The organism is Pseudomonas japonica (genome assembly GCF_900188455.1).
Classification (GTDB): Bacteria; Pseudomonadota; Gammaproteobacteria; order Pseudomonadales; family Pseudomonadaceae; genus Aquipseudomonas; species Aquipseudomonas japonica.
In genome coordinates this window covers 124,515-139,899 of record NZ_FZOL01000014.1, presented here as the reverse complement: position 1 = coordinate 139,899, position 15,385 = coordinate 124,515, and the positions used below count along the sequence as shown (strand labels likewise).

At 61.7% G+C, this 15,385-nt stretch carries 14 protein-coding genes; 11 read left to right on the top strand and 3 right to left on the bottom strand.

Features of this window, described 5'->3' with window-relative positions:
• Window positions 1–12: 12 nt before the first annotated feature.
• The 7 genes from apaG (at window position 13) to CHB99_RS17760 (ending at window position 8,066) form a co-directional block, all read left to right on the top strand.
• Complete coding sequence (gene apaG, locus CHB99_RS17790; protein WP_042123912.1) at window positions 13–393, top strand: Co2+/Mg2+ efflux protein ApaG; 381 nt, start codon at window positions 13–15, stop codon at window positions 391–393.
• A complete protein-coding gene (locus tag CHB99_RS17785; RefSeq protein WP_042123914.1) occupies window positions 393–1,238 on the top strand; it encodes a symmetrical bis(5'-nucleosyl)-tetraphosphatase in 846 nt (281 codons plus the stop codon). The genes apaG and CHB99_RS17785 overlap by 1 nt, the downstream gene beginning before the upstream one ends.
• A gap of 32 nt (window positions 1,239–1,270) precedes the next feature.
• Window positions 1,271–1,600, top strand: coding sequence for a thiosulfate sulfurtransferase GlpE (glpE, locus tag CHB99_RS17780; RefSeq protein ID WP_042123916.1), 330 nt, complete (start codon window positions 1,271–1,273; stop codon window positions 1,598–1,600).
• 282 nt (window positions 1,601–1,882) lie between these two features.
• Window positions 1,883–3,805, top strand: a complete 1,923-nt coding sequence (locus CHB99_RS17775; protein ID WP_042123918.1) for a PrkA family serine protein kinase — start codon at window positions 1,883–1,885, stop codon at window positions 3,803–3,805.
• A 141-nt stretch (window positions 3,806–3,946) separates the two neighbouring features.
• Window positions 3,947–5,218 carry a YeaH/YhbH family protein gene (locus CHB99_RS17770; RefSeq protein ID WP_042123920.1) on the top strand — a complete coding sequence of 424 codons (1,272 nt, stop codon included), beginning with the start codon at window positions 3,947–3,949 and terminating at the stop codon, window positions 5,216–5,218.
• Complete coding sequence (locus CHB99_RS17765; protein WP_042123922.1) at window positions 5,215–6,777, top strand: SpoVR family protein; 1,563 nt, start codon at window positions 5,215–5,217, stop codon at window positions 6,775–6,777. The genes CHB99_RS17770 and CHB99_RS17765 overlap by 4 nt, the downstream gene beginning before the upstream one ends.
• Window positions 6,778–6,836: 59 nt before the next feature.
• A complete protein-coding gene (locus CHB99_RS17760; RefSeq protein ID WP_042123924.1) occupies window positions 6,837–8,066 on the top strand; it encodes a multifunctional CCA addition/repair protein in 1,230 nt (409 codons plus the stop codon).
• Window positions 8,067–8,079: 13 nt separating this feature from the next.
• Here CHB99_RS17760 and folK read toward each other — a convergent pair whose 3' ends face one another.
• The gene (folK, locus tag CHB99_RS17755) at window positions 8,080–8,592 is read right to left on the bottom strand and encodes a 2-amino-4-hydroxy-6-hydroxymethyldihydropteridine diphosphokinase (protein WP_042123926.1); all 513 of its coding nucleotides are present in this window, start codon (window positions 8,590–8,592) and stop codon (window positions 8,080–8,082) included.
• Window positions 8,583–8,939 (bottom strand): dihydroneopterin aldolase, encoded by a 357-nt coding sequence (folB, locus tag CHB99_RS17750; RefSeq protein WP_042123928.1) that lies wholly within the window; start codon window positions 8,937–8,939, stop codon window positions 8,583–8,585. Before folB ends, folK begins: the two co-directional genes overlap by 10 nt.
• A 75-nt stretch (window positions 8,940–9,014) precedes the next feature.
• On the opposite strand from folB, the gene plsY reads away from it, so the two are divergent.
• Complete coding sequence (gene plsY / locus CHB99_RS17745) at window positions 9,015–9,584, top strand: glycerol-3-phosphate 1-O-acyltransferase PlsY (RefSeq protein ID WP_042123930.1); 570 nt, start codon at window positions 9,015–9,017, stop codon at window positions 9,582–9,584.
• A gap of 26 nt (window positions 9,585–9,610) precedes the next feature.
• Here the strand turns inward: plsY and tsaD are convergent, their stop codons facing one another.
• Window positions 9,611–10,636, bottom strand: coding sequence for a tRNA (adenosine(37)-N6)-threonylcarbamoyltransferase complex transferase subunit TsaD (gene tsaD / locus CHB99_RS17740; RefSeq protein WP_042123933.1), 1,026 nt, complete (start codon window positions 10,634–10,636; stop codon window positions 9,611–9,613).
• 201 nt (window positions 10,637–10,837) lie between these two features.
• Here tsaD and rpsU point away from each other — a divergent pair, with 201 nt between their 5' ends.
• From rpsU to rpoD, 3 genes are all read left to right on the top strand, one after another.
• The gene (rpsU, locus tag CHB99_RS17735; RefSeq protein ID WP_002551877.1) at window positions 10,838–11,053 is read left to right on the top strand and encodes a 30S ribosomal protein S21; all 216 of its coding nucleotides are present in this window, start codon (window positions 10,838–10,840) and stop codon (window positions 11,051–11,053) included.
• A 324-nt stretch (window positions 11,054–11,377) separates the two neighbouring features.
• The gene (gene dnaG / locus CHB99_RS17730; protein ID WP_042123935.1) at window positions 11,378–13,363 is read left to right on the top strand and encodes a DNA primase; all 1,986 of its coding nucleotides are present in this window, start codon (window positions 11,378–11,380) and stop codon (window positions 13,361–13,363) included.
• A 67-nt stretch (window positions 13,364–13,430) separates the two neighbouring features.
• Window positions 13,431–15,281, top strand: coding sequence for an RNA polymerase sigma factor RpoD (rpoD, locus tag CHB99_RS17725; protein ID WP_042123937.1), 1,851 nt, complete (start codon window positions 13,431–13,433; stop codon window positions 15,279–15,281).
• The last annotated feature ends 104 nt before the right edge of the window (window positions 15,282–15,385 follow it).

Genomic DNA, 15,385 nt, shown 5'->3' with positions numbered 1-15,385 from the left:
AAGGCTCCCCGCATGTCCGATTCCCTGTATCAGGTCGACGTCAGCGTCGTCACCCGCTTCCTTCCAGAGCAGTCGCAACCCGAAAATGACCGCTACGCCTTTGCCTACACCATCACCGTGAGCAACAACGGCACTCTCCCCGCCAAACTGCTGTCCCGCCATTGGGTCATCACCCACGGCAACGGCAAGGTGGAAGAAGTACGCGGCGATGGCGTGGTCGGCGAACAACCGCTGATCGCACCAGGCCAAAGCCACACCTACAGCAGCGGCGCGGTCATCTCGTGCAAGGTTGGCACCATGGAAGGCAGCTACCAGATGTTCGCCCAGGACGGTACACGCTTCGAGGCCGATATCGCACCGTTTCGCCTCGCCGTGCCTGGAGCCCTGCACTGATGGCGACCTATGCCGTCGGCGACCTGCAGGGCTGTCTCGAGCCGCTCAAGTGCCTGCTCGAGCGGGTCGCCTTCGATCCGGCGGTGGACCGCCTGTGGTTGGTCGGCGACCTGGTCAATCGTGGTCCGCAATCCCTGGAAACCTTGCGCTACCTCTACGCCATGCGCGATTCGCTGGTGTGCGTGCTGGGCAACCATGACCTGCACCTGCTGGCGGTCTGGCATAACATCGAACGCCTGAAGAAAAGCGACACCCTGCGTGAAATCACCGAGGCGCCGGACGCCCCCCTGCTACTCGACTGGCTGCGCCGGCAAAAGCTTCTGCATTTCGACGAGTCACGCGGCACCGTGCTGGTTCACGCCGGCATTCCACCGCAGTGGACCCTGGGCAAGGCCCTGGGACTGGCCGCCGAGGTCGAGGAAGTCCTGCGTGACGACTTGCGCATCAAGCAGTACCTCGACGGCATGTATGGCAACGATCCCGTCAAGTGGCACAAAGACCTGACCGGCGTGGACCGCCTGCGGGTCATCACCAACTATTTCACGCGCATGCGTTTCTGTACCGCCGATGGCAAGCTCGACCTCAAGGGCAAGGAAGGTGCCGACACCGCCCTGCCCGGCTACAAGCCCTGGTTCGCGCACAAGGAACGGCGCTCACGGCATGTGAAGATCATCTTCGGCCACTGGGCCGCCCTCGAAGGTCGTTGCAACGCACCCGGCGTGTTTGCCCTCGACACCGGCTGCGTCTGGGGCGGCGCCATGACCCTGATGAATGTCGACAGCGGCGAGATGCACCGCTGCGAATGCAAGGACAAGGACGCCCCAGCGGCCGCCACAAGCGGCTAGAATGGCCCGTCATTGTTGAAGGAACCGCCCCCATGAGCGAATTCAAACGCATCCCTCCCGAACAGGCCCAAGCGCTGCGCGAGCAAGGTGCGGTCGTGGTCGACATTCGCGACCCGCAAGCCTATGCCAGCAGCCATATCACCGGCTCGAGCCACCTGGACAACCACTCGGTGGCCGACTTCATCCGCAACGCCGACCTCGATGCCCCGACCGTGGTGGTCTGCTATCACGGCAACTCCAGCCAGAGCGCCGCGGCCTACCTGGTCAGCCAGGGTTTTTCGAACGTCTACAGCCTCGACGGCGGCTTCGAGCTGTGGCGCAGCACCTTCCTGGCGGAAACCAGCCAGGGAACCGCGGAATAATTTTTTCCCTCCCCTGCAGCCCGCGTCCCACGCGGGCTCGCGCCTGACCAGACGAACGGTCATGGCGAACTAATCCGCCATCCGCCCTTGACCTCCCGGATTACCAACTATCCTTAAGCCCAGGCCATCCAAAAAAGGGGAGAGCCGGTACACCGGCGTGCGGGTCATCGGTAGCGATTTCAAGGTGTTCTGGGGGGTATACAGCAATCGTCCATCCCGATTGCATGCCAGCATCAGCTGAATGATCCGGCGTCGGCTCCACGTATCGAGCGAGGTGACGTCATGAGTATTTTTAGCCACTTCCAACAACGCTTCGAGTCCACCCGCCAGGAGGAGCTCTCGCTACAGGAGTACCTGGAGCTCTGCAAGAACGACCGCAGCGCCTACGCTTCGGCCTCCGAGCGTCTGCTCATGGCCATCGGCGAGCCGGAACTGGTCGACACCTCGAACAACTCCAGGCTGTCGCGGATCTTCTCCAACAAGGTGATCCGGCGCTATCCGGCCTTCGAGGACTTCCACGGCATGGAGGAGTGCATCGACCAGATCGTGTCCTACTTCCGCCACGCCGCGCAGGGACTGGAAGAGAAGAAACAGATCCTCTATCTGCTCGGCCCGGTGGGTGGCGGTAAATCGTCCCTGGCGGAAAAACTGAAGCAGCTGATGGAGAAGGTGCCCTTCTACGCGATCAAGGGCTCGCCAGTGTTCGAATCGCCCCTGGGGCTGTTCAACGCTGCCGAGGACGGGGCCATCCTGGAAGAAGACTTCGGCATCCCGCGGCGCTACCTGAACACCATCATGTCACCCTGGGCGACCAAGCGCCTGGCCGAGTTCGGCGGTGACATCAGCCAGTTCAAGGTGGTCAAGCTCTACCCGTCGATCCTCAACCAGATCGCCGTGGCCAAGACCGAGCCGGGCGACGAGAACAACCAGGACATCTCGGCTCTCGTGGGCAAGGTGGATATTCGCAAGCTGGAAGAGTTCCCGCAGAACGACGCCGATGCCTACAGCTACTCGGGCGCGCTGTGCCGGGCCAACCAGGGCCTGATGGAATTCGTCGAGATGTTCAAGGCGCCGATCAAGGTCCTGCACCCGTTGCTCACCGCTACCCAGGAAGGCAACTACAACAGTACCGAAGGCCTGGGCGCGATCCCCTACTCCGGCATCCTGCTGGCCCACTCCAACGAATCGGAATGGCACAGCTTCCGCAACAACAAGAACAACGAGGCCTTCATCGACCGGATCTACATCGTCAAGGTGCCGTACTGCCTGCGCGTCAGCGACGAGATCAAGATCTACGACAAGTTGCTGTTCAACAGCTCCCTGGCCAAGGCCCATTGCGCACCCGACACCCTGAAGATGCTGGCCCAGTTCACGGTGCTGTCGCGCCTGAAGGAGCCGGAGAACTCCAACATCTACTCGAAGATGCGTGTGTACGACGGCGAGAACCTCAAGGATACCGATCCGAAGGCCAAGTCGATCCAGGAGTACCGCGACGCCGCGGGTGTCGACGAAGGCATGAACGGCCTGTCGACCCGCTTCGCCTTCAAGATCCTGTCCAAGGTGTTCAACTTCGACCCGCATGAAGTCGCCGCCAACCCGGTACACCTGCTCTACGTCCTCGAACAGCAGATCGAGCAGGAACAGTTCCCGGCCGAGGTTCGCGAACGTTATCTGCGCTACCTGAAGGAATACCTGGCACCGCGCTACATCGAGTTCATCGGCAAGGAAATCCAGACTGCCTACCTGGAGTCCTACAGCGAGTACGGCCAGAACATCTTCGACCGCTACGTGCTGTACGCGGACTTCTGGATTCAGGACCAGGAATACCGCGATCCGGAAACCGGCGAGATCCTCAATCGCATCGCCCTCAACGAAGAACTGGAAAAAATCGAGAAGCCGGCCGGCATCAGCAATCCGAAGGATTTCCGCAACGAGATCGTCAACTTCGTCCTGCGTGCCCGGGCCAACAACAACGGCAAGAACCCGACCTGGCTCAGTTACGAGAAGCTGCGGGTGGTCATCGAGAAGAAAATGTTCTCCAACACCGAGGACCTCCTGCCGGTCATCAGCTTCAATGCCAAGGCGAGCAAAGAGGATCAGCAGAAACACAACGACTTCGTCACGCGCATGGTGGAACGCGGCTATACCGACAAACAGGTTCGCCTGCTCTCGGAATGGTACCTGCGGGTCAGAAAGTCCCAGTAAAAGCGGCAAGCTACAAGCCACACGTCATCAGCCGTCCGCGGTGTGCCCTTGCACACCGTACGGCGAATGACTGTGGCGGATGCTTTTACTTGCAGCTTGTAGCTTGAAGCTTGCAGCTGTATCCCAGCTACCGGAGGGCCCATGAGCTACGTCATCGACCGACGCCTGAACGGCAAGAACAAGAGCACGGTCAACCGCCAGCGCTTCCTGCGGCGTTACCGTGACCACATCAAGAAAGCCGTCGAGGAAGCCGTAAGTCGCCGCTCCATCACCGATATGGAGCATGGCGAACAGATCAGCATCCCCGGCCGCGATATCGACGAACCCGTGCTGCACCATGGCCGTGGCGGCAAGCAGACCGTCGTCCACCCGGGCAACAAGGAATTCACCGCCGGTGAACACATTCCTCGACCACAGGGCGGCGGCGGTGGCGGTGGCCGCGGCAAGGCGGGCAACTCCGGCGAAGGCATGGATGAGTTCGTCTTCCAGATCACCCAGGAAGAATTTCTCGAATTCATGTTCGAGGACCTCGAACTGCCCAACCTGGTCAAGCGTCACCTGACCGGCACCGACACCTTCAAGACCGTGCGCGCGGGCATCAGCAACGAAGGCAACCCGTCGCGGATCAACATCATCCGTACCCTGCGCTCCGCTCATGCCCGACGCATCGCCCTGTCCGGCAGCAGTCGCGCCAAGCTGCGCGAAGCCAAGGAAGAGTTGGCACGCCTGAAGCGGGAAGAGCCAGACAATTTCGGCGATATCCAGGAAGTCGAGGCAGAAATCGAGCGCCTGAGCGCACGTATTCACCGCATTCCTTTCCTCGACACCTTCGACCTCAAGTACAACCTGCTGGTCAAGCACCCCAACCCCAGCTCCAAGGCGGTGATGTTCTGCCTGATGGACGTGTCCGGCTCCATGACCCAGGCCACCAAGGACATTGCCAAGCGCTTCTTCATCCTTCTGTACCTTTTCCTCAAGCGCAACTACGACCGCATCGAGGTAGTGTTCATCCGCCATCACACCAGCGCGCGCGAGGTAGACGAAGAGGAGTTCTTCTACTCACGGGAAACCGGCGGCACCATCGTCTCCAGCGCCCTGAAGCTGATGCAGGAGATCATGGCCGAACGCTACCCGGCCAATGAATGGAACATCTATGCCGCCCAGGCTTCGGACGGCGACAACTGGAACGACGATTCGCCAATCTGTCGGGAGATCCTCAGCAAGCAGATCATGCCGTTCGTGCAGTACTACACTTACGTCGAGATCACTCCCCGCGAACATCAGGCACTGTGGTTCGAGTACGAACGTATCGGCGAAGCCTTTCCCGAGACATTCGCACAGCAACAGCTGGTGTCGGCCGGCGATATCTACCCGGTCTTCCGTGAACTCTTCCAGCGCAGGTTAGTGACATGACCGCCAGAGAGAAGCGCCAACCTCTATCCACCGGATCCGAGTGGACGTTCGAGCTCATCCAGGCCTACGATCGCGAGATCAGCCGCCTGGCCGAGCGCTACGCCCTGGATACCTATCCCAACCAGATCGAAGTGATCACCGCCGAGCAGATGATGGACGCCTACGCCTCGGTGGGCATGCCCTTGGGCTATCACCACTGGTCCTACGGCAAGCATTTCCTCAGTACCGAAAAATCCTATAGCCGCGGCCAGATGGGACTGGCCTACGAGATCGTGATCAACTCCGATCCGTGCATCGCCTACCTGATGGAAGAAAACACCATCTGCATGCAGGCCCTGGTGGTGGCTCACGCGTGCTACGGGCACAACAGCTTCTTCAAGGGCAACTACCTGTTCCGTACCTGGACCGACGCCAGCTCGATAATCGACTACCTGGTTTTCGCCAAGCAGTACATCACCCAGTGCGAAGAACGCCATGGCATCGACGCCGTGGAAGACCTGCTCGACTCCTGTCACGCCCTGATGAACTACGGTGTCGATCGCTACAAGCGCCCCTACCCCATCTCCGCCGAGGAAGAGCGCCGGCGGCAGAAGGACCGTGAAGAACACATGCAGAAACAGATCAACGATCTGTGGCGAACCATTCCGAAAAGCGCTGACAAGATCAGCGAAAAGGACACCGCGCGCTTCCCCGCCGAACCACAGGAAAACATCCTCTATTTCATCGAGAAGCACGCGCCATTACTGGAGCCCTGGCAGCGCGAGGTGGTGCGCATCGTGCGCAAGATCGCCCAGTATTTCTATCCACAGCGCCAGACCCAGGTGATGAACGAAGGCTGGGCCACGTTCTGGCACTACACCCTGATGAACGACCTGTACGACGAAGGCCTGGTCACCGACGGCTTCATGCTGGAGTTTCTCCAGTCCCACACCAGCGTGGTGTTCCAGCCAGGCTTCGACAGCCCGTACTACAGCGGCATCAACCCCTATGCACTGGGGTTCGCCATGTATACCGACATCCGCCGCATGTGCGAGAACCCCACGGAGGAAGACCGCCGCTGGTTCCCGGACATCGCCGGCAGCGACTGGTTGTCGGCGATCAAGTTCGCCATGAGCAGCTTCAAGGACGAGAGCTTCATCCTGCAGTACCTCTCACCCAAGGTGATCCGCGATCTGAAGCTGTTCAGCATCCTCGATGATGACCAGCGCGACGATCTTCTGGTCCCGGCCATCCACGACGAAGGCGGATACCGCATCATCCGGGAAACCCTCGCGGCGCAATACAACCTCGGCAACCGCGAGCCCAACGTACAGATCTGGAGTATCGACCGCCGCGGCGACCGGTCCCTCACGCTCCGCCACCAGCAACACGACCGCAAACCGCTGGGCGACTCCACCGAGGAAGTGCTCAAGCACCTGCACCGCTTGTGGGGCTTCGACATCCACCTGGAAACCCTGCAGGGCGATCAGGTGATGAAGACCCACCACATACCACCAAGGGGTGAACACGGCGAAGGGGGCGACCACGGTCGTCTCGATCTGGCCGTCGTGCACCTGTAACGCCAGCCGCCTCCGTGATGTCACACAGGTTATCCTGTGGGACATCACGGAGGTTTTTCATGCAGATCTACAAAGTCGGCGGCGCCGTGCGCGACCGCCTGCTCGGCCGGTCGATCACCGACAACGACTGGGTGGTGGTCGGCGCTACCGCCGAACAGATGCAAGCCTTGGGCTATCGCCCGGTGGGCAGCGATTTCCCGGTGTTCCTGCACCCGAAGAGCGGCGAGGAGTACGCGCTTGCCCGTACCGAGCGCAAGAGCGGAGTGGGCTATGGCGGCTTCACGTTCCACGCCAGCCCGGATGTCACCCTCGAACAGGATCTGATTCGACGCGACCTGACGATCAACGCCATGGCCGAGGATGAGCACGGCAACCTGACCGATCCCTACAAGGGCAAGCAGGACCTCGACAACCGGCTTTTACGCCATGTTTCCCCCGCGTTCGCCGAAGATCCCCTGCGCGTCCTGCGGGTCGCACGCTTTGCCGCGCGCTTTGCCGGCCTCGGCTTCTGCGTGGCCCCGGAAACCCTCGAACTGATGCGTCAGTTGAGCGACTCCGGCGAGCTTCAAGCCCTGACCCCGGAACGTAGCTGGAAGGAGATTTCCCGGGCATTGATGGAAGATCACCCACAGGTGTTCATCCAGGTGCTGCGCGACTGCGGCGCGCTGAAGCAACTGATGCCGGAAGTGGACACGTTGTTCGGCGTGCCACAACCGCCCGCCCATCACCCGGAAGTCGATACCGGCGTCCATACCCTCTCGGTTCTGGAGCAGGCTGCCCGTCATGGCCAACCGCTGACCGTGCGCTGGGCCTGCCTGCTGCACGACCTGGGCAAGGGCAGCACGCCGGAAGCCGAATGGCCACGCCATATCGCCCACGAACATCGGGGATTGAAGCTGATCGAAGCAGTCAACCAGCGCTTCAAGGCGCCTCGCGACTGCCAGGAACTGGCGATGCTCGTGGGCGAGTACCACACCCATGGTCATCGCGCGCTAGAGTTACGTCCCGCCACCCTGCTGGAGTTGCTGCAGCGCTTCGACGTCTACCGTCGTCCACAGCGGTTCGAAGAATTCATCGTTGCCTGCGAGATGGATGCCCGCGGCCGACTCGGCCTGGAGGATCGTGATTATCCACAGGCCGATTTTCTGCGCGGTGCCGCCGAAACGGCGCGAAAGGTCGCGGTGAAGCCGCTGGTGGAACAGGGCTACACCGGTCAGGCTTTGGGTGAAGCACTGAAAAAGGCGCGCCTGAACGCACTGAAGGCCTACAAGGAAAATGCCGGCAACTGAGCCGGCTTTTCCCTCAAACACCCGGCGTCAGTTGCTGGTCTTGCCAGAAGAACGAGACGGGGGCCAAGACCTGATCGATCTGCGCCTCACCCCACAACTGCGCCATGCTCTTGCCCGCGCCCGGATGGATCAGCTCTGGCGCGATGAGCGAAAACGGCCAGAGCACGAAGGCATTCTTCAGTATCTCGGCGCGAGGCAGGACCAGACCATCGAAGTTGCCGTGCAGGTCACCGTACATCAGTACATCGATATCCAGCGGCAAGCCCTTGCGATCCGGGGCGTAACGGCCATTGTCGGCCTCGATGAACTTGAGCCGGCGATCCAGTTCGATCAGGGGTAGATCGGTCAGACCGGTCACCACCAGATTGAAGAACGGCCCACTCTTGATTCCCACCGCCTGGCTTTCGAATACCGGCGAGCAGTGCATCTGCTGGAGAAAGCCGGCCAACGCGTCGAGACCTGCACCGAGGTGCCGCTCGCGCTCGACATTGCTGCCGAGACCCAGGTAGACCCGTATCAGAGGCATCCGCGCTCGATCTCCACGCCAACCCCACCAGTGGCCGCGGGGACCGCACCAGGTTTGGTCAGCTTCAACTGCAACCAGGGAATGTTGAATTCATCCATCAATACCTGGGCCAAACGCTCGGCGAAGGTTTCCACCAACTGGAACTGCGCCTGCTCGGCGAACGCCTGGATACGTGCCGAAACGCTGGCATAGTCCAGGGCAAGGGTGAGGTCGTCTCCCGCCGCCGCCGGGCGGTTATCCCAGGCAAACCGCAGGTCCAGTCGCAGACACTGGCGAATGCCGCGCTCCCAGTCGTAGGCACCGATCACCGTATCGACTTCCAGCCCCTCGATGAACACTCTGTCCAAGCACTTCTCTCCACAGCACGACAAGGGCGCCTTGCGCCGTTAGAATCTGGGGCGTCCTTGCCCGGAATAGTTAGCATGTTTTGGTTACTGGCGGTGTTCGCCTACCTGCTCGGCTCTCTGTCCTTCGCCATCGTCCTCAGCCGCCTGAGCGGCAGTCCCGATCCGCGCATGAGCGGTTCAGGCAATGCCGGCGCCACCAACATGTTGCGGCTGGCGGGGCGCAAACTGGCGATCCTGACCCTGCTTGGCGACCTGTGCAAGGGCCTGGTGCCGATCCTGCTCGCCCAGACGGCTGGTCTGGACCAGCAGCAACAAGCCTGGATCGGCCTCTGCGCGGTGATCGGCCACCTGTTTCCGCTGTATTTCCGCTTCCGCGGCGGCAAGGGTGTCGCCACCGCCGCCGGCATGCTTCTCGGCCTGTATCCACCGGCCGCCCTGCTGGCCATTTGCAGTTGGCTGCTGACGTTCTACCTCACTCGCACCAGCTCGCTAGCCGCGCTGATCGCCACGCCCCTGACCCTGCCGTTGCTGGCCTGGCGCGAACCGGAGGCGCTGCTGCCGATGACGGTCCTGACCCTGCTCATCGTCTGGCGCCACCGCGGCAATCTACGCGACCTGTTCGCCGGACGCGAACGACACTTCTAAGCGTCGGGCATGAGTCCGGTTCGGGCTCAGATCGCCTGCAACTGCTCCATCGGCCAACGCGCCTGCACGCTGATCGCCAGCGTTTCCTGCTGGCCCGCGGCAAGGCGCTGGCAACCGGCGTAGGCGATCATCGCGCCATTGTCGGTGCAGAATTTCGGACGGGCGTAGAACACGTTGCCCTTGAGCCCGGCGGTCATTTCCTCCAGCGACTCGCGCAAGGCCTTGTTGGCGCTGACGCCACCGGCGATCACCAGGCGCTTGAGCCCCGTCTGTTTGAGGGCGCGGCGGCATTTGATGGTCAGAGTCTCCACCACCGCCTGCTGGAAGGCCAGCGAGATGTCGCAGCGGGTTTGCTCGCTGTCGTCGCCGGCATTGCGACATTGCTGCCAGGTGTTCAGGGCGAAGGTCTTCAGCCCGCTGAAACTGAAATCCAGTCCCGGACGATCGGTCATCGGCCGCGGGAAGACGAAGCGCCCCGGCACGCCCTGAGTCGCCAGACGGGCGATTTCCGGACCACCAGGATAGGGCAGGCCGATCAGCTTGGCGGTCTTGTCGAAGGCTTCGCCGGCGGCGTCGTCCAGCGACTCGCCGAGCAGTTCGTAACGGCCGATGCCATCGACCCGCACCAGTTGGGTGTGGCCACCGGACACCAGCAAGGCGACGAACGGAAACTCCGGCGGTTGCTCTTCGAGCATTGGCGCCAGCAGATGACCTTCCATATGATGCACACCCAGCGCCGGGATACCCCAGGCGAACGCCAGCGCCTGGGCACAGGACGCGCCGACCAGCAGCGCACCGACCAGGCCAGGGCCGGCGGTATAGGCGATGGCATCGATGTCGGTGGCGACGCAGTTCGCCTCGTCCAGCACCTGACGGATCAGCGGCAGCATGCGCTTCACATGGTCGCGGGAGGCGAGCTCCGGCACCACGCCGCCGTAGACGCGGTGCAGGTCGATCTGGCTGAACAGCGCGTCGGCCAGCAGACCGCGCTCGCTGTCGTAGAGGGCGACGCCGGTTTCATCGCAGGATGTTTCCAATCCCAGTACTAGCATGGGTCCTTGCCTTCTCGAGGCTGAATTCGAAGGCGCGCATGATAGTCCCCGCTCCCGATGCCGACCAGCGGTTTTCGATCAGAGGCTTTGCATTCCGCCCGGCTAAGGGTTAACATCCGCAACCCTTAAAAACCGACGTACTCCAGTGCACATTTCTGCCACGAGTTCGTTGACCCCGGTAATGAATGAAGGTAGCTCTGGATGCCAGCCGTCAAAGTTAAAGAGAACGAACCCTTCGACGTAGCTCTGCGTCGTTTCAAGCGCTCCTGCGAAAAAGCCGGTGTACTGGCTGAAGTTCGTAGCCGCGAATTTTACGAGAAGCCGACTTCCGAGCGTAAGCGCAAAGCAGCTGCTGCTGTTAAGCGTCACGCCAAGAAAGTTCAGCGCGAACAGCGCCGCGCCGTTCGTCTGTACTGATACAGACGTTCGTCGCAAGCTTCTGCCTCGCCCGGCCCAAAGCCGGGCTGCCGGCAGTCGATTCAGCTGTTCACTCCAGCCACGACACCTGTCGTATCGCCGGAGACGCCCAGACTGGTTCCCAGCGCGGGCAAGTCTGCCCTGATCGTCAGAACTGGCTTCAACGCCAGCCGTGCACGTCACTCCTGACGAGCCCTAACGGGTTACCGACGAGCACATCTTCTTCCGCTTCTTGCGTTTGCCATTCGACCTCGCTTCGAATGCACCGTCGTTCCCGCAGCATTAGCGATAGACTTTCGATGATCGCCTGATGACGAGAGAGCCATGGCCGGGCTGATACCCCAGAGTTTCATTGACGACCTTCTCAACCGCACCGACATCGTCGATGTGGTGAGTTCTCGCGTCCAACTGAAAAAGGCCGGCAAGAACCTCACCGCGTGCTGTCCATTCCACAAGGAAAAGACACCGTCCTTCAGCGTCAGCCCGGACAAGCAGTTCTACTACTGCTTCGGTTGCGGCGCCGGCGGCAATGCCCTCGGCTTCATCATGGACCACGACAACCTGGACTTTCCCCAGGCCGTCGAGGAACTGGCGAAAGCGGCCGGCATGGAAGTCCCCCGCGAAGACGGTGGCCGCGGTCACAAACCACGCCAGCCTACCGACTCGCCGCTGTATCCGCTGCTCAGCGCCGCCGCCGAGTTCTACCGCCAAGCCCTGAAGAGCCACCCGACCCGCAAGGCAGCGGTGGAATACCTCAAGGGCCGCGGGCTGTCCGGAGAAATCGCCCGGGACTTCGGCCTGGGCTTCGCCCCGCCAGGCTGGGACAACCTGTTCAAGCACCTGAGCAGCGATACCCTGCAGCAGAAGGCCATGATCGATGCCGGGCTGCTGATCGAGAACGCCGAGACCGGCAAACGCTACGACCGCTTCCGTGACCGGGTGATGTTCCCGATCCGCGACAGCCGCGGCCGGGTCATCGCCTTCGGCGGCCGGGTCCTTGGCGACGACAAGCCCAAGTACCTCAACTCCCCGGAAACCCCGGTGTTTCACAAGGGGCAGGAGCTGTACGGGCTGTACGAGGCGCGCAAGTTCAATCGCAACCTCGACGAGATCATCGTCGTCGAGGGCTACATGGACGTCATCGCCCTGGCCCAGCAAGGCTTGCGCAACGCAGTGGCGACCCTGGGCACGGCGACCAGCGAAGAGCACCTCAAGCGCCTGTTCCGCGTGGTGCCCAGCGTGCTGTTCTGCTTCGACGGCGACCAGGCTGGCCGCAACGCCGCCTGGCGCGCCCTGGAGGCCGCGCTGTCGAGCCTGCAGGACGGACGCAAGGCGCGCTTCCTGTTCCTGCCCGAAGGCGAAGACCCGGACAGCCTGGTCCGCGCGGAAGGCACCGACGCCTTCCGGGCGCGGATCAACCAGCACGCTCAGCCGCTGGCCGACTACTTCTTCCAGCAACTGACCGAAGAAGCCGACCCGCGCTCACTGGAGGGCAAGGCGCACATGGCCACCCTCGCCGCGCCGCTGATCGACAAGGTGCCAGGTGCCAACCTGCGTGCGCTGATGCGCAATCGCCTGAAGGAAATCACCGGACTGGATAACCAGCAGGTCGAACAGCTGGCCCAGAGCGCACCACGGGAGATGCCGCCGGCCTACGACCCGGGCATCGACTACGATGCTGTCCCCGACTACGCCCCGGACTACAGCGATTTCCACCACGCCGAGCATTTTCAGGCGCAGCCACAACAGCAGTGGACGCCAAACCAGGGTGGCGGACAGAAAAAGAAATGGGACGGCAAGCCGTGGGACAAGAAAGGCGGCAAGCCCTGGGATCGCAACGGCAAGCAACAGAATCACCCGCCGCGGGTGCCGACCTCGGTCGAGCCACCGACGCTCAGCGCGCTGCGTACCTTGCTGCACCACCCCGCGCTTGCCCGCAAGGTCGAGGACGCCAGTCATTTCGCCGACGAAGAACACCTCTACGCACAGCTTCTGGTGGCATTGCTCGAAGCGCTGCAAAAGAATCCTGAGCTACGCTCACTACAGCTGATCGCGCGCTGGCACGGCACCGAACAGGGACGTCTGCTGCGGGCACTGGCGGAAAAGGAATGGCTGATCGATGCCGACAACCTTGAACAACAGTTTTTCGACACTATAACTAGCTTGTCCGCTCGCCAACGCGAGCGCAGCCTGGAACATCTGCTCCGAAAAGCACGTCAAAGCGAATTGAGCGCAGAGGAAAAAAATCAGCTGCGCGACCTGCTCAGTCGCAATGTTCCCGCACAAACCCCGACCTCAACTGGCGCGTGAGGTCCATGCTCGGGTATAATCCTCGGCTTGTTTTTTGCCCGCCAAGACCTTCAGTGGATAGGGTGTTATGTCCGGAAAAGCGCAACAGCAGTCTCGCATCAAAGAGTTGATCACCCGCGGTCGTGAGCAGGGCTACCTGACTTACGCGGAGGTCAACGACCACCTGCCGGAGGATATTTCAGATCCGGAACAGGTGGAAGACATCATCCGCATGATCAACGACATGGGGATCAACGTATTCGAGAGTGCTCCGGATGCGGATGCCCTTTTGTTGGCCGAAGCCGACACCGACGAAGCCGCGGCCGAAGAAGCCGCTGCTGCGCTGGCGGCTGTGGAAACCGACATTGGTCGCACCACCGACCCGGTGCGCATGTACATGCGCGAAATGGGTACCGTCGAACTCCTGACCCGTGAAGGCGAAATCGAAATCGCCAAGCGGATCGAGGAAGGTATCCGTGAAGTGATGGGCGCTATCGCCCACTTCCCCGGGACCGTCGAATACATCCTCGGCGAATACGATCGCGTCACCGCGGAAGGCGGTCGCCTGTCCGACGTCCTGAGCGGCTACATCGACCCGGATGACAGCATCGCGGCCCCGACCGAGATGCCACCGCCCGTCGACACCAAGGCCGCTGCGGCCGAAGAAAGCGACGACGACGAGGAAGAAAAGGACGAGAGCGGCGACGACGAGGAAGAGACCGAAAGCGGTCCCGATCCGGAAGTCGCTCGCCAGCGTTTCGGCGCTGTCGCCGAGCAGCTCGAAGCCACCGTCAAGGTCCTGAAGAAGCACGGCCGCGCTAGCAAGCAGGGCGTTGCCGAACTGCTGGCCCTGGCTGAACTGTTCATGCCGATCAAACTGGTGCCGAAGCAGTTCGAAGGCCTGGTCGAGCGCGTCCGCGGCTCCCTGGATCGCCTGCGCGCCCAGGAACGCGCCATCATGCAACTGTGCGTCCGTGACGCGCGCATGCCGCGTGCCGACTTCCTGCGTCTGTTCCCGAGCAACGAAGTCGACCTGACCTGGAGCGGCGACCTCTCCAAGCGCAGCACCAAATGGGCCGAGGCCTTGGGTCGCCTGGATGCTGACATCGTGCGTTGCCAGCAGAAGCTGGTCGACCTCGAAGCCGAAACCGGCCTGACCATCGCCGAGATCAAGGACATCAACCGTCGCATGTCGATCGGTGAAGCCAAGGCTCGTCGCGCCAAGAAGGAAATGGTCGAGGCCAACCTGCGTCTGGTGATCTCGATCGCCAAGAAGTACACCAACCGCGGCCTGCAGTTCCTCGATCTGATCCAGGAAGGCAACATCGGCCTGATGAAGGCGGTGGACAAGTTCGAATACCGTCGCGGCTACAAGTTCTCGACCTACGCCACCTGGTGGATCCGCCAGGCGATCACCCGTTCGATCGCCGACCAGGCGCGCACCATCCGTATTCCGGTGCACATGATCGAGACGATCAACAAGCTCAACCGTATTTCCCGGCAGATGCTCCAGGAAATGGGTCGCGAACCGACGCCGGAAGAGCTGGGCGAGCGCATGGAAATGCCCGAGGACAAGATCCGCAAGGTATTGAAGATCGCCAAAGAGCCGATCTCCATGGAAACCCCGATCGGTGACGACGAAGATTCGCATCTGGGTGACTTCATCGAGGACTCGACCATGCAGTCGCCAATCGATGTCGCCACCGTCGAAAGCCTCAAGGAAGCGACCCGTGACGTGCTCTCGGGCCTGACCGCACGCGAAGCCAAGGTGCTGCGCATGCGTTTCGGTATCGACATGAACACCGATCACACCCTCGAAGAAGTCGGCAAGCAGTTCGACGTGACCCGCGAGCGGATCCGTCAGATCGAAGCCAAGGCGCTGCGCAAGCTGCGCCACCCGACCCGAAGCGAGCATCTGCGCTCCTTCCTCGACGAGTAACACGAGAAACCCCGGCACCCGCCGGGGTTTTTCTTTATGCGCCGACAAACACCCGCCCACCTGCTCCCTGACGGCGAAATGCCCGTCTACACTCGAATCTATTC

Coding starts and splice junctions, on each gene's coding strand:
- apaG (WP_042123912.1), top strand. CDS start 13: ATGTCCGATTCCCTGTATCAGGTCGACGTCAGCGTCGTCACCCGCTTC.
- CHB99_RS17785 (WP_042123914.1), top strand. CDS start 393: ATGGCGACCTATGCCGTCGGCGACCTGCAGGGCTGTCTCGAGCCGCTC.
- glpE (WP_042123916.1), top strand. CDS start 1,271: ATGAGCGAATTCAAACGCATCCCTCCCGAACAGGCCCAAGCGCTGCGC.
- CHB99_RS17775 (WP_042123918.1), top strand. CDS start 1,883: ATGAGTATTTTTAGCCACTTCCAACAACGCTTCGAGTCCACCCGCCAG.
- CHB99_RS17770 (WP_042123920.1), top strand. CDS start 3,947: ATGAGCTACGTCATCGACCGACGCCTGAACGGCAAGAACAAGAGCACG.
- CHB99_RS17765 (WP_042123922.1), top strand. CDS start 5,215: ATGACCGCCAGAGAGAAGCGCCAACCTCTATCCACCGGATCCGAGTGG.
- CHB99_RS17760 (WP_042123924.1), top strand. CDS start 6,837: ATGCAGATCTACAAAGTCGGCGGCGCCGTGCGCGACCGCCTGCTCGGC.
- folK (WP_042123926.1), bottom strand. CDS start 8,592: ATGCCTCTGATACGGGTCTACCTGGGTCTCGGCAGCAATGTCGAGCGC.
- plsY (WP_042123930.1), top strand. CDS start 9,015: ATGTTTTGGTTACTGGCGGTGTTCGCCTACCTGCTCGGCTCTCTGTCC.
- tsaD (WP_042123933.1), bottom strand. CDS start 10,636: ATGCTAGTACTGGGATTGGAAACATCCTGCGATGAAACCGGCGTCGCC.
- rpsU (WP_002551877.1), top strand. CDS start 10,838: ATGCCAGCCGTCAAAGTTAAAGAGAACGAACCCTTCGACGTAGCTCTG.
- dnaG (WP_042123935.1), top strand. CDS start 11,378: ATGGCCGGGCTGATACCCCAGAGTTTCATTGACGACCTTCTCAACCGC.
- rpoD (WP_042123937.1), top strand. CDS start 13,431: ATGTCCGGAAAAGCGCAACAGCAGTCTCGCATCAAAGAGTTGATCACC.